The organism is Cellulomonas sp. FA1 (genome assembly GCF_000986825.1).
GTDB lineage: Bacteria > Actinomycetota > Actinomycetes > Actinomycetales > Cellulomonadaceae > Cellulomonas > Cellulomonas iranensis.
Map to the genome: position 1 here is coordinate 1,015,553 of NZ_LBMY01000001.1, position 13,357 is coordinate 1,028,909.

Genomic DNA, 13,357 nt, shown 5'->3' on the forward strand with positions numbered 1-13,357 from the left:
CCACCCATCGGTGCGTCGACGCCCACCGACAGGCCCGCGAGGGCGTCGTCGCACGTCACGTCGTCGCACGTCACACGGGTGGCATGTGACCAAGGTCCCACGAGACAAACATCACATGACTGGCCCGTGGATCTGTCTCGACGTCGACCTAGCATCGCGACCGTGGCACCCGTTCGCAGCAGCACGGCCGACGTCGACGCCCTCCTCGTGGGAGGGGGCGTCATGAGCGCGACCCTCGCGTCGCTCCTCACGACGCTCGAGCCCACGTGGCGCGTCGAGATCCACGAGCGCCTGGACGCCCCGGCGCTCGAGAGCTCCAACCCGTGGAACAACGCGGGCACCGGGCACGCCGCGCTCTGCGAGCTGAACTACACGCCCGAGCGGCCCGACGGCTCGGTCGACATCAGCAAGGCCGTGCGGATCAACGAGCAGTACGAGCTCTCGCGCGAGCTGTGGCACCACCTCGCCGCCGCGGGCCGCCTGCCCGGCGCCGAGCGCGCGGTCACGACCACGCCGCACATGTCGTTCGTCCGCGGCGCCAAGGACGTCGAGCACCTGCGCAAGCGGTGGGAGGCGCTGCGCGCGCACCGGCTGTTCGCCGACCTCGAGTTCACGACCGACCCGGCCGTCATCGAGCGCTGGGCGCCGCTGCTCATGGCCGACCGCACCGACGACGAGCCCGTCGCCGCCACGCGCGCCGCGTGGGGCACCGACGTCGACTTCGGCTCGATCACCCGCGCGATGCTCGCGGACGCCGTGGCCCGCGGTGCCGAGCTGCGCACCAGCAGCGAGGTCACGCGCCTCAAGCGACTGCGCGACGGCCGGTGGCGCGTGACGATCGCCGACCGTCGCTGGAACGGCCGCCCGCCGCGCACCGTGACCGCGCGCTTCGTCTTCGTCGGCGCGGGCGGCGGCGCGCTGCACCTGCTGCAGCGCTCGCGCATCAAGGAGATCCGCGGGTACGCGGGCTTCCCCATCAGCGGGCAGTTCCTGCGCACGACCAACCCGGAGATCGTCGCGCAGCACGGCGCCAAGGTCTACGGCAAGGCCGCCGTCGGCGCCCCGCCGATGTCCGTGCCGCACCTCGACGCCCGCGTCGTCGACGGCGGCAACGCGCTGATGTTCGGCCCGTACGCGGGCTGGAGCATGAAGTTCCTCAAGCGCGGCTCGTGGACCGACCTGCTGCGCTCGGTGCGTCCGGGCAACCTCGTCCCGATGCTCGCGGTCGGCCTGCGCAACCTCGACCTGCTGACGTACCTGATCCGCGAGGTCACGGCGAGCGACGCCGACCGGCTGCGCGCGCTGCGCGCCTACATGCCGTCGGCGCACCCGCGCGACTGGGAGCTCGTGACCGCCGGCCAGCGCGTGCAGGTCATCAAGCGCGGCCCCGGCGGCGGCGTGCTCGAGTTCGGCACCGAGCTCGTCGCGTCGGCCGACGGCTCCATCGCGGGCCTGCTGGGCGCCTCCCCCGGTGCGTCGACCGCGGTGGCGACCATGCTCGACCTGCTGGACCGCTGCTTCCCCGAGCAGGCGGACGCCTGGCGTCCGCGGCTGCAGCAGATCATGCCGAGCCTCGGCGGCGCCGCGTGGGACACCGCGCTGGACCAGCTGGTCGACGACGGGACGCTCACCGGCGGACACTGAGTCCGTGACGACGCACGACACGCACCCCGACCCGTACCCCGACGACCTGCCGGTCGCCGTCAGCGCGCCCATGCGGCACGCGAAGGTGCGCGCCTTCACCGACCACACGACCGTCGGCCAGGTCGTCGTCGACGACGACGGCGCGGTGACCATCGGGTGCGCGTGCGGCATGACGCTGACGAACGGGCCCGGGTGGTCGCTCGACGAGCACATCCGGCTGCACCGGGCCGAGGCGCGGTTCCTCGCGCTCTCGGCGGTCGCGCCCGAGGGCATCCCGCGACTCGTCGCCGCCGCGGACGTCCCGCAGCAGCACTGAGCCCGGCGCGCCCGCCGCGGACCGACCGCCGCGGGCGGGTCGTCGTCAGCCCGCGGAGGCCTCGCGCGCGGCGACGCGCGCCTGCACCTCGGGGCGGCGCAGCGGCGGCACGGTCGTCGGCGGGCGTCGTCGCTCGGGCAGCGCGTCCAGCAGGTGCGCCGTGATGTGCGCGATCTCCGCGACCGCACGCTCGAACGGCTCGCGCGTCGCGTCCGAGAGCTGCTGCACACCCGTCACCTTGCGGACGTACTGGCGTGCGGCGGCCTCGATCTCGTCGTCGGTGGCGTGCGGCTCGAGGCCGCGCAGGGTCGTGATGTTGCGGCACATGCCGCTCGACGCTACGCCGGGCCCTCGCCGCCGTCGAGACCCGCGGCCGCCCGCTCGAGCGCGAGCAGGGTCGTCTTGGCGGCGTCGCCGCCCGCGTACCGCCCGGGCGTGCCGTCGGACCGCACCACGCGGTGGCACGGCAGCAGCAGCGGCACGGGGTTGCGCGCGCACGCCGTCCCCACGGCGCGCACGGCGGCGGGGCGCCCGGTCGCGGCCGCGACCTGCGCGTACGAGGCCGTCGCGCCGTACGGCACGTCGGGCAGCGACAGCACGACCTCGCGGCGGAAGCCGGTGAGCAGGCGCAGGTCCACCGGCACGTCGAACGTGCGGCGCCGGCCGGCGAAGTACTCGTCGAGCTCGCGCAGCACCGGGTCGAGCCGCCGCCCGCCGGCGAGGACGCGGGGGCTGACGCGTGCGGCGAGCTCCTGCAGCGCGGCGTCGTGCCCCTGCACGTCGAACGCGACGCGCAGCACGCCGCGCTCGCCCGCCGCGACCAGCAGCGACCCGACGGGCGAGTCGACCACGCGGTACGCGACGTCGAGCAGGCCGTCGCGCGCGGCGCGCTCGACGAGGTCGGCGTGCAGCCGCGCGAGGGTGCGGCCGTCGGGCTCCGCCGCGGGCGCGGCCTGCGGTGCGGTGGTCATCGTGCGTCCTCCTCGTCCGTGACGGCGGCGCCGTAGGTGCGGCGCAGCGTGGCGACCCCGTCGGCCCCGGCGCGGCGCGCGGCCGCGTCGGTGCCACCGACCAGCGCCGCGACGTCGGCGTAGGGCAGGCCGCCCAGGTGGTGCAGCACGACGACGCGCCGCTGCTTGGCGGGCAGCGCGGCGACCGCGCGCCACAGGTCGAGGTCGCGCGCGCCCGGCTCGTCGGCGCGCGCGACGAGCGCCGTGCCCGTGCTCAGCGCGGGGTCCTCGACCGGGACGGCATGCCGTGCCCGCCGCCGCAGCTCGTCGAGGCAGCGACGGCGCGCGATCGTCACGAGCCACGCCTCGACGTTCGCGTCGGCGGGCAGCTCGGGCCACGCGCGCAGCGCCGACAGGAACGTCTCCGACCACGCGTCGTCGGCGTCGCGGCCCGCGAGCATGGCCCGGCACACGCGCAGCACGGTCGGGCCGTGCGCGCGCACGACGTCCTCGAACGGTCCGGTCATCCCCACAGTGTGCAGACGTCGCCGCGGCACCGGGCGTGAGGTGGGCCCTCCGTCCCTCGCACGATCCCCGAAGGAGGCGCATCGTGGAGAGAGGACGGGCCGACCGACGTCCGTCCACGGAGGTGGTCCTCATGCGGACCGACGGACCGGTCCTGGTGGCTCTCGCGCACTCGGCACGCAGCGAGCACACGCTCGCGTGGGCGACGGCCGAGGCGGTACGACGCGGCACCGAGCTGCGGCTCGTGGCCGTCGTCGATCCCGTGTCCGAGGTGACGGCGTGGTCGTGGGCGGTGGTCCCGCCCGCGGTCGACGTGCACGCCGAGGCGAGGTCGTACCTCTCCGACCTCGCCGACCGGGTGCGGGCGCGACCCGACGCGCCCCCCGGCGTGGCGTTCGAGGTGCTCGACGGCTCGCCCGCCGACGCGTTGCGCCGCGTGTCCGAACGCGCGTCGCTCGTCGTGGTGGGCGCGGGCTCCCGCGGCGGCGGGCACGTCGCACGCGTCGCCGCTCAGGTCGCGGCGCACGCGCGCTGCCCGGTGGCGGTGGTGCGGGACGCCCCGACCCACGGGGCGGACGGCGCGCCCGCTCCCGTCGTGGTCGGGGTCGACGGGTCGGCGGCCGCGATCGCGGCAGCGCACGTCGCCGCCGCCGAGGCCGCGGAGCGCGGTGCCGCGCTGCGGCTCGTGCACGCACGCCCGACGATCCCCGCCCCGTACGGGCCCGTGCCCGTCGAGCTGCCGCCCGCCGACGACGCGCCCGCGCGACGCGCCGCGGACGAGCTCGTCGCACGCCTGCGCGCGCACCACCCCGACCTCGAGGTCGACGTGCGGCTCGTCGAGGACGACCCCGCGCACGCGATCGTGGCGGCGTGCGGCGACGCGCAGCTGGTCGTCGTGGGGTCGCGCGGGCTCGGGGCGTTCCCCGGCATGCTCCTGGGCTCGGTGAGCCACGACGTCGTGCGCGACGCGCCGTGCACCGTGCTGGTCGTGCACGGCGCGGAGGTGCCCGCCGCGTAGCACGGGCGCGTCCGTGGGGTGCGGCGGCGGCGCACCCCACGGACGGCCGTCACGCCGAGGCGCGTCGCCGTACCGCGACGAACGCGGCACCGGCCGCGAGCAGCACGACGCCGGCACCGAGCGGCAGCAGGACGCCCGCACCGGTGACCGCCAGGGCACCCGCTGCCGTGACGGTGAGCGGCGCCTGGGCGAGCACGTCGCCCCGCGCGTCGCGCACCTGCACGTGGTGCAGCCCCGCCGGCAGGTCCGTCGGGACGGTCACCGTGAGCGTCGCGCCGCCGTCGACGAGGTCGGCGACGGCGAGCCGCCGGTAGGTCGACGCGATCCCGACCTCGGCCTGCGCGCCCGGCACGCCCGCGACCGTGACGGTGAGACGGTCGCCCGCGCGGGCCGTGGCGGCCGACAGCGTGACGCGCGGCGACGCCGCGTCGTCCGGGCCCGCCGTGGGCGCGGGTGCGACGGTCCCGGTCGGCGACGGCAACGGCGTCGTGGGCGTCGGTGCGGGCGTCGGGGCCGCCACGAGGCCGTCGATCGCATCGCGCAGCGCGGCCACGGCACCGTCGACGGTGGCCTGGTGCGGCGTCGGCGAGCCGAGGACGAACGCCGCCCGCGCGAGGGCCGCGTCGAGGGCAGCGAGCGAGTCCGCCGTGAACGCGTCCCGCCCGACCCCGTCGGCCTCCGCCACGAGCGCGGCGAGCGACGCGGTGTCCGCCTCGACGGCCGGCTCGACCACGACGAGCTGGACGTCGTCGATCGTGCCCCACGCGCCGCCGCTGAGGCTCAGCTGCGCGGAGACGGTGACCTGCCGGTCCGCACCGACGCTGATCGGTGAGGTCTGCGGGGTCTGCCACGCGAGGTACCCGTCGAGGCGGAAGTCGGCCGTGACCGTCGAGATCCCCGACTGGGCCTCGATCCGCATCTGGTCGGACGCCCCGGCGTTCCCGCCCTGGACCTTGGCGGACAGCCGGTACTCGCCGGGAGGCACGTCGGTGACGGTCTGCTCGATCGTGAACGCGAAGGGGTTCGCCGAGTAGAAGTGCGTCGAGCGCGTGCCCTCGTACGGGTCCTCGGCGCGGCCGATCGTGTACCCCGTGCCGGTGCCGGTCCAGGACGCGGCGCCGGTCTCGAAGCCGGGGTTGCGCACGAGGTTCGTGCCCGACGTCGCGTCCGACAGCACGACGACGTCGACCGCGGCCGGGTGGCCCCCCGAGGTGACACCGGTGAAGACGTACGACCCCGGCCCGCCGATCCACGCGCCGTCGCCCTGCCACGTGACCTGCTGCGTCTCGGACGTGCCGTCGGTGTACCCGACCTCGACCTCGGCGGGCAGCGTCACGGCCTCGCCGTCGACGACGGTGACGCGGGGACGCTGCACGGCGTCGAGCTGCCGCGGCGCGACCGAGCCCGTGCGCGCGTACTCGTAGACGCGCAGCGACTCCAGGGGCGTGCCGTCGAACGCGAACAGCGCCTGGTTGTCCCAGCCGGAGCCGCCGAAGTCGTCGGCCCACTCCCCCTCGGGCAGGCGCCCGTCGGGGTCGTAGAACTCCTGCGAGTAGGTCGTCGCCCAGCCCGACCCGTGCTGCTGCCAGAGGTCCCAGCTGGCCTCGACCTGGTCGGGCGGCCCGACCGGGAGCCACGCGGGCTCCCAGTAGAACGTGCCGAGGCCGCGGCCGCCCGACACGTCCGCGACGGCCTGCATGACGTCACGCACCGCGAGGGCCTGGCCCTGCACCGAGGCGGCGTACTGCGTCGGCGCCGTGCGCACGGAGTTCGGGTAACCGTCACCGTCCTGGAGCGTGTACGCCCAGGACGTCTCGGCGACCGCGACCTCCTTGTCGTAGGTCGTCGCGACCTGGTCGAGGACCGCGGTGAGGTTCGCGAGCGAACCGTGCCAGAACGCGTAGTACGACGACAGGAACACGTCGTAGTCGACGCCGCGCCGGTCGAGCTCGCGTGCGACGGCGGCGTACTGCCCCGCGCGGTCGGGGTTGGTGAAGTGGACGGCGACCTTGACGTCCGGGCCGAGCGTGTCCCGCACGGCCCGCGAGCCGGCCTGGAACAGACCCGCCGTGCGGTCCCAGCCGCTCTCGCCCGCGACCTGGCCGTTGGTGGTCTCGTTGCCGACCTGCACCATGCCGACGTCGACGCCCGCGTCGCGCATCGTGCGCAGCGTCTGCGCGGTGTAGTCGTACAGCGCCTGCTCACGGTCCGGCAGGGCCAGGCCGCGCCACGCGCGGGGCGACGGCTGCTGGCCGGGGTGCGCCCAGAAGTCCGCGTAGTGGAAGTTGACGAGCACGCGCATCCCGGCGGCGGTCGCGCGGCGGCCGATCTCGGTCGCCCGCGCGGCGTCGACGTTGCCGGCGCCGTAGCCCTTCGTGGCGTCGGTGCTGAGGAACGGCTCGTTCCACACGCGGACGCGGACCCAGTTGACGCCGTGGTCGGCGAGCACGGCGAACAGGTCGGCCTCGCGGCCCTCGTCGTCCTTGAACGTGACGCCGCTCTCCTCCAGGGACAGGACGGTCGACACGTCGACGCCGTTGATCCAGCCGTCGCGCATCCCGTCGACGCGGGGCACGGTGATGCCGGCGGCGACGGGCCCGTCAGGTACCGCGGCCGCGGTGCCGGCCAGCCCGGCGACGGCCAGGACGGCCGTGAGGATGGTCGCGGTGACCGCTCCCGGTCGTGGACGTGATCTCATCTGCACTCCCCTTCGAGTGGTGGTCGGCCTTCGAGTGGTGGTCGGACCGCGGCGCCACGGACGCCGCGGGTGGTGCAGGTCGCGCGGGCGGCGGTCGGCGCGCCGGCGTCAGCCCTTGACGGAGCCGGCCGACAGCCCGCCGACGATGTACCGCTGCAACGACAGGAACAGCGCGAGCACGGGCAGCGAGCCGACCGTCGCACCGGCCGCGAACAGGCCCCACCGCGACGTGAGCTGGTTCGACACCCACTGGTACATGCCCACGGCGAGCGTCCAGTTGCCCTCGCCGGTGAGGACGATCTTCGCGAGGATGAAGTCGCCGAACGCCGAGATGAACGCGAGCAGCCCGACGACCGCGAGGATCGGCGTGACCAGCGGCATCACGAGCCGCCAGTAGATCTGCGCGTGCGTCGCGCCGTCGATCTTCGCGGCCTCGTCGATCTCCATGGGCACGGTGTTGAAGAACCCGTACATGAGGAACGTGTTCGCGCCCAGCGCGCCACCCAGGTACACGCAGATCAGCGCGAGCTTGGAGTTGACCCCCAGCGCGGGCACGACCTCCCCCAGCGCGACGAGCAGCAGGAAGACGGCGACGAACGCGACGGTCTGCGGGAACATCTGGATGATGAGCAGGGCCGTCAGCGAGGTGCGCCGCCCGCGGAACCGGAAGCGTGAGAACGCGTAGGCCGCCGCCGCACCCATGAGCACGGCGCCGAGCGCCGCGGCACCACCGATCAGCAGCGTGTTGCCCGCCCACGTCCAGTACAGCGTGCCGCCCAGCGCGCGGTAGTTCTCGACGCCGACCGAGCGGAACAACGCACCCGACCCGGCGAGCGACCCGCGCCGGTCGAGCGACGCCGACAGCGCGTAGACCAGCGGGAACGCGGCGTAGAACACGATGACGACGGCGACGGGGTACTTCCACCCGACCTCCGCCCACCAGCGGACGCGGCGCGCGCGGGTGCGACGCTCGGCGGGGACCTCAGAGGTGGCCACGGCTACATCTCCTCCAGCTTGCGGGTCTGCCGGAACGCGAGCGCCGAGACGACGCCGATGACGACGAACACGACGATCGACAGCGCGCTCGCGAGCCCGTAGTCGGCGCGTCCGCCGGACACCCCGGAGATCTGGTAGATCGCCGAGATGAGGATGTCGGTCGAGCCCATCGGGACGCTCGCGGCACGGAACGCCGGGCCCCCGCCCGTGAGCATGAAGATGATCGTGAAGTTGTTGAAGTTGAACGCGAACGACGCGATCGCCAGCGGTGCGGTCGACACCAGCAGCAGCGGCAGCGTGATGGAGCGGAACTGCCGCCACCGGCCGGCGCCGTCGACGCGGGCGGCCTCGAGCGTCTCCGACGGCACGGCCTGCAGCGCACCCGTGGTGACGAGGAACCAGTACGGGTAGCTGAGCCACAGGTTGACCCAGAGGATCGCGAGCTTCGCGAGCCAGGGGTCGCCCAGCCAGTTGACGTCCGCCCCGAGCAGGAACCACTCGTTGACGACGCCGAACTCGGCGTTGAGCATGCCGCGCCACAGCAGCGCGGACATGAACGCCGGGAACGCGTACGGGAGGATGAAGACCGTCCGCAGGACCTTGCGTCCGCGGACGCGGGGGTCGTTGTAGATCATCGCGAAGAGCAGCCCGAGCCCGAAGCTCGTGAGCACGGTGAGGATCGCGAACGCGAAGGTCCACGCGCCGACCTGGAGCAGCGGACCGGCGTACGCGCGGTCGGTGAACGCCCGCACGAAGTTGTCGAACCCGACGTTGACGTACCACCCCGCGGCGAGGCGGTCGCCGTCCGCGCTGACGAAGTTCCCGCGGTCGTCGGGTGCGTAGACCGCGCCCGTCGCGGTGTCGGTGAGCGTGCGCGCGGCCGCGTCCCACACGAGGTCCGAGGTGTAGACGGCGGCCGTCGCGCCCTCGCGCGTGCGCAGCGACCCGTCCTCGGCGTCGTCCGAGACCGGCACCCGCAGGCTCACGACCCGCTGCTGCAGGTCGGCGTCGGTGAACAGCGTGGCCCGCGGCACGACCTCCCAGCCCGGGACGTGCGTGGGCACGCCCCGGTCGTCGAGCGCGGCCCCCGGCACCGGGCTCAGGGGGTCGTCGGCCGTGCCGACCCGCACCTCGCCGTCCTGCGAGACGGCGAACCCCAGGACGTCGCCGTCGCGCACGACCGCCAGCGGGTAGGTGGGCGAGTCGTCGGCGCGCCGCTCGTCCTGGATCAGCGCGGCGTCGACCGCCTGCTGCATCGAGCCCAGGTGCCCCGTGCCGTAGTTCGTGAACGCGACGTAACCCGTGTAGAGCAGCGTGAAGACCTGGAACACGGCGAGAAACACCAGGCCCGGGTACAGGTACTTCAGCGGGCGGGTCCGCCGCGCGAAGTAGATCCAGTCGGCTGCGGCGAGCAGCACGACGAGCACGCCGAGGACCACCCACGAGCGGGCGTGGTACGCGGACAGGACCGCCGCACCGCCCACCGCGTTGACCACCATCATGAGCAGGAGCTTCACCAGGAAGCCCCACCCCGGGCCGCGCCAGTCGCGCGCGGCGGACTCTCGCGGCGCGGCGGGGGCGCTCCCGGGGCGCTCCGCGCCCGGCTGACCGACGGACATCTGTGCTCCTCGTGTCGACGACCTGGGCGGGGGCGGGGCGCGGTGGCGCCCCGCCCCCGGGTGGGTGGGTGTCAGTCGGCGATCGCGGACTCGATGTTGGCGACCATGGTGGTCCAGGTCGCCGCCGGGTCCTCACCGTTGATCAGGGCGATCTGCGCGGGGTTCCAGAAGTCCCACACGGCCCCCATCTCGGGGATGTTCGGCATCGGCACGCCGTTCTGCGCCGACGCGAGGAAGCCCGCGATGACCGGGTCGTCGGCCACCGACTCGGCGACCGCCGTGAGCGCGGGGATGCGCGGGTCGGCCTCGTACAGCGCCTGCTGCGCCTCGTCGCTCGCGACGTAGCTCGCGAGGAACTCGTTCGCGAGCAGCGCGTTCTTCGACTGCGCCGACAGGTAGAAGCCCTGCACGCCGACGAACGGCGAGGCGGTCTGCCCGCCCGCGGACGGGATCGGGCTCACGAGCACGTCGACGCCCGCGTCACGGAACGTCGGGATGGTCCACGGCCCCTGCACGATGAACGGCGACTGACCCGTCGCGAACAGCTCGTTGCTGATGTCGTAGTCGACCGTGTCGGTGAAGTAGCCGGTGCCGGCCTTGCCGTTGTCGTGGATCCACTGCGCGTACGCGAGCCCCGCGTCACCGCCGAGCCCGACCTCGCTGGTGTACGACCCGGACTCGTCCTGCACGAAGACGGGTGCCCCGAACGACGTCTGGAACGCGTACGACGTGTACATGTCGCCCTCGGCACCGTTGGTGTAGAGGATGAACGGGCGCTCCGCGAACCCGGCGTCGGTCGCCATGCGGATCATCTCGTCCCACCTCGTGGGGGCGGTCGACCCGACGAGCGCCGTGTTCTGGATGAGCGCGACGGCCTCCTGCGCGTACGGCAGCGCGTACAGCTGGCCGTCGTACGTGAACGCGTCGAGCGTGACCTGCTCGAAGTCCGCCGCGCGGTCGCCGAGGTCGATCGTGTCGACCACGCCGGACTCGACGAGCTCGCCGAGCCAGTCGTGCGCGCCGACCGTGATGTCGGGGCCCTCACCGGTCGGCACCTGCGCGAGGAAGTCGGCGCGCAGGTCCTCGAAGTTCTTCTGCACGACCGTGACGGTCGCGCCGCTGTCGGCCTCGAAGCTCGCGGCCGCGTTCTTGATGGCCTCGGCGCGCTCGGCGTCGGACCAGATCACGAGCTCGGGACCGCCGCCACCCGTCCCTGCGGTCGGTGAGGCGTCACCGTCGGACGACGAGGGCGTGCCGTTGCACGCGGCGAGGAGGGCGGCCGACGCGACCACGGCGACGCCGAGCGCGAGGTGCTTGCGCATCTGAGTTCCTTCCGGGGAGGGGCCGCCGCGCGCGTCGTGGAGCGATCGCGACGCTGCGACCTCGGTGGTGTGCTGGTCCGCCGTCCCGACGGGACGGCGGTGCGTGCTCGTGAGTGCTGCGTGCGGCCGGGCGGCCGCACGACGCGCGCGGGTCAGCGACCACCCCCCTGCGCGTCGCGAGCGGTGCGGAACACCGCGACGTCCCCCGCGCCGACCTGCGCGACACCGGCGGCGACCGCGCCGGTGAGCAGCTCGGTGCCCTGGACGTCGACCTTCACGGCCTCGTCGCGGTGGTTGACGACGACGACGTAGTCGGCGTCCTCGGCGCGGCGCGTCACGACCTCGAGGCCCTCGGGTCGCCCGGGCGGCACGACGCCCGCGTCGGCGTACACGGCCGCGAGCACGGGTGCGAGCGCGTCGACGCCGAGCGCCGTGCTCACGTACCAGCCCGTGCCGCTCCCCCGCGCGTGCCGCGTCACGGCGGGCATCCCGTCCGCCGGGCCGCCGCGGTACGTGCCGCGCACCTGCGCACCGTCGAGCACGAGGTGCTCGGTCCACGTGTCGGTGCCCACCGTCGTGCCGTCGAGCGCGACCTCGCAGGTCTCGCGCTCGCGCAGCGGCAGGAACTCCTCGACCGCGACCCCGAGCGCGGCGCGCAGCGGCGCTCCGAAACCGCCCTCGTGCACCGCGTCGTGCTCGTCCACCACGCCCGCGAAGCACGACACCAGCAGCGTGCCGCCGTCCTCGACGTACCTCGTGAGGTTCTCCCCCGCCGCCGCCGTCAGCAGGTACGACGCGGGCGCCACCACCAGGCGGTAGCGCGAGAGGTCGTCGAGCGGGTGCGCGAAGTCGACCGTCACGCCGTCGCGCCACAGCCGCTCGTAGTAGGTGCGCACGCGCTCGCGGAACCCGAGCGCGTCCGACGGGCGCCACTCGAGGTCCTGCGCCCACAGGGACTCCCAGTCGTACAGGACGGCGACGTCGGCGTGCACGCGCGACCCCCGGAGCTCGGCGACGCGTGCGAGTCGCGCACCGAGGTCGACGACCTCGGTGAACACGCGGGACGACGTGCCGGCGTGCGGCAGCATCGCCGAGTGGAACTTCTCGGCGCCCGAGCGGGACGCGCGCCACTGGAAGAACATGATCCCGTCCGCGCCGCGGCCGAGGTGCGTGAACGCGTTGCGGTGCATCTCGCCGGGCCGCTTGGCGACGTTGCGCCCCTGCCAGTTGACGGCCGACGTCGAGTGCTCCATGAGGACCCACGGCCGCCCGCGAGCGACCGACCGGGTGAGGTCGGCCGACAGCGCCAGGCCGACGTGCGCGTCGGGGTCGGGCGACCACAGGTAGTGGTCGTCGGAGACGACGTCGACCTCCCGGGCCCACGCCCACAGGTCGGTGTTGTACGACTGGTGCGCCATGAAGTTCGTCGTGATCGGCTGCGCGGCGTGCGCGCGGATCGCGTCGCGCTCGAGGCGGAAGCACGCGCGCAGCTGGTGGTCGGTGAACCGCGCGAAGTCGAGGCGCTGCGCGGGGTTGGCCGTCGACGCGGTGGCGGCGGGGGCACCGACGTGCTCCCAGTCGCGGTACACCTGGCCCCAGAACGCCGTCCCCCACGCGGCGTTGAGCGCGTCGAGGCTGCCGTGGCGCTCGCGGAGCCAGTCGCGGAACGCCGCGACGGACACGGGCGAGTAGTCCTCGCCCACGGGTGCGCCGTACTCGTTGTGCACGTGCCACAGCACGACGGCGGGGTGGTCGGCGTAGCGGCGCGCGAGCTCGGTCGCGACGCGGACCGCGGCGGCACGGTAGGCGGGCGAGCTGGGCGACACCATGCCGCGCGACCCGAAGCCGAGGGTCGTGCCGTCGCGGGTCACGACGCGCGACTCGGGGTAGGTCGCGTAGAACCAGGCCGGCGGCGACGCGGTGGGCGTGCCGAGGTCGACGGCGATGCCGTTGCGGTGCAGCAGGTCGAGCAGGTCGTCGAGCCAGGCGAAGTCGTACTCGCCCTCGCGAGGCTCGAGCAGGCCCCACGAGAAGATGCCGACGCTGACGAGGTTGACGCCCGCGTCGCGCATGAGCGCGACGTCCTCGTCCCACACGTGGCGCGGCCACTGCTCGGGGTTGTAGTCGCCGCCGTAGGAGATCCCCTCCGTCGGCCAGCCGAGCTCTGCCACGTGACCCTCCGTCGCGTCGTCGCGCCCGCGCCCTGTGCACGGTCACAGCCTGTGAGCGTGCACAGGTAATCACGCGGACACGCGCCCCCACAGGGGGG

The 13,357-nt window shown here is 74.3% G+C and carries 11 protein-coding genes; 3 read left to right on the forward strand and 8 right to left on the reverse strand.

The window, feature by feature from the left end:
• The first annotated feature begins 162 nt into the window (after positions 1-162).
• Both mqo and GY42_RS04545 read left to right on the forward strand, forming a co-directional pair.
• Positions 163-1,644, forward strand: coding sequence for a malate dehydrogenase (quinone) (mqo, locus tag GY42_RS04540; RefSeq protein ID WP_269082300.1), 1,482 nt, complete (start codon positions 163-165; stop codon positions 1,642-1,644).
• Between the two features lie 4 nt (positions 1,645-1,648).
• Entirely contained in the window at positions 1,649-1,960 is a 312-nt protein-coding gene (locus GY42_RS04545; RefSeq protein WP_082131347.1) for a hypothetical protein, read from the forward strand.
• Positions 1,961-2,005: 45 nt separating this feature from the next.
• Here the strand turns inward: GY42_RS04545 and GY42_RS04550 are convergent, their stop codons facing one another.
• Genes GY42_RS04550 through GY42_RS04560 form a run of 3 tightly spaced genes read right to left on the reverse strand, consistent with a single transcriptional unit; the run spans position 2,006 to position 3,437 of the window.
• Positions 2,006-2,287 (reverse strand): DUF2277 domain-containing protein, encoded by a 282-nt coding sequence (locus GY42_RS04550; RefSeq protein WP_046528427.1) that lies wholly within the window; start codon positions 2,285-2,287, stop codon positions 2,006-2,008.
• An 11-nt stretch (positions 2,288-2,298) separates the two neighbouring features.
• Complete coding sequence (locus GY42_RS04555) at positions 2,299-2,931, reverse strand: methylated-DNA--[protein]-cysteine S-methyltransferase (RefSeq protein ID WP_046528428.1); 633 nt, start codon at positions 2,929-2,931, stop codon at positions 2,299-2,301.
• Positions 2,928-3,437, reverse strand: a complete 510-nt coding sequence (locus GY42_RS04560; protein ID WP_046528429.1) for an RNA polymerase sigma factor — start codon at positions 3,435-3,437, stop codon at positions 2,928-2,930. Before GY42_RS04560 ends, GY42_RS04555 begins: the two co-directional genes overlap by 4 nt.
• Positions 3,438-3,568: 131 nt before the next feature.
• Between GY42_RS04560 and GY42_RS04565 the strand changes: the two genes are divergently transcribed.
• Positions 3,569-4,453, forward strand: a complete 885-nt coding sequence (locus tag GY42_RS04565; protein WP_046530544.1) for a universal stress protein — start codon at positions 3,569-3,571, stop codon at positions 4,451-4,453.
• A gap of 49 nt (positions 4,454-4,502) precedes the next feature.
• Here GY42_RS04565 and GY42_RS04570 read toward each other — a convergent pair whose 3' ends face one another.
• The 5 genes from GY42_RS04570 to GY42_RS04590 all read right to left on the reverse strand — a co-directional run bounded on the left by GY42_RS04570 (position 4,503) and on the right by GY42_RS04590 (position 13,259).
• Positions 4,503-7,151 carry a glycosyl hydrolase 53 family protein gene (locus GY42_RS04570; protein WP_046530545.1) on the reverse strand — a complete coding sequence of 883 codons (2,649 nt, stop codon included), beginning with the start codon at positions 7,149-7,151 and terminating at the stop codon, positions 4,503-4,505.
• A 108-nt stretch (positions 7,152-7,259) separates the two neighbouring features.
• Positions 7,260-8,147 carry a sugar ABC transporter permease gene (locus tag GY42_RS04575; RefSeq protein WP_046528430.1) on the reverse strand — a complete coding sequence of 296 codons (888 nt, stop codon included), beginning with the start codon at positions 8,145-8,147 and terminating at the stop codon, positions 7,260-7,262.
• A gap of 2 nt (positions 8,148-8,149) precedes the next feature.
• Complete coding sequence (locus GY42_RS04580; protein ID WP_046528431.1) at positions 8,150-9,766, reverse strand: ABC transporter permease subunit; 1,617 nt, start codon at positions 9,764-9,766, stop codon at positions 8,150-8,152.
• 71 nt (positions 9,767-9,837) lie between these two features.
• A complete protein-coding gene (locus tag GY42_RS04585) occupies positions 9,838-11,088 on the reverse strand; it encodes a sugar ABC transporter substrate-binding protein (protein WP_046528432.1) in 1,251 nt (416 codons plus the stop codon).
• A gap of 152 nt (positions 11,089-11,240) precedes the next feature.
• A complete protein-coding gene (locus GY42_RS04590; protein ID WP_046528433.1) occupies positions 11,241-13,259 on the reverse strand; it encodes a beta-galactosidase in 2,019 nt (672 codons plus the stop codon).
• Between the last annotated feature and the right edge of the window lie 98 nt (positions 13,260-13,357).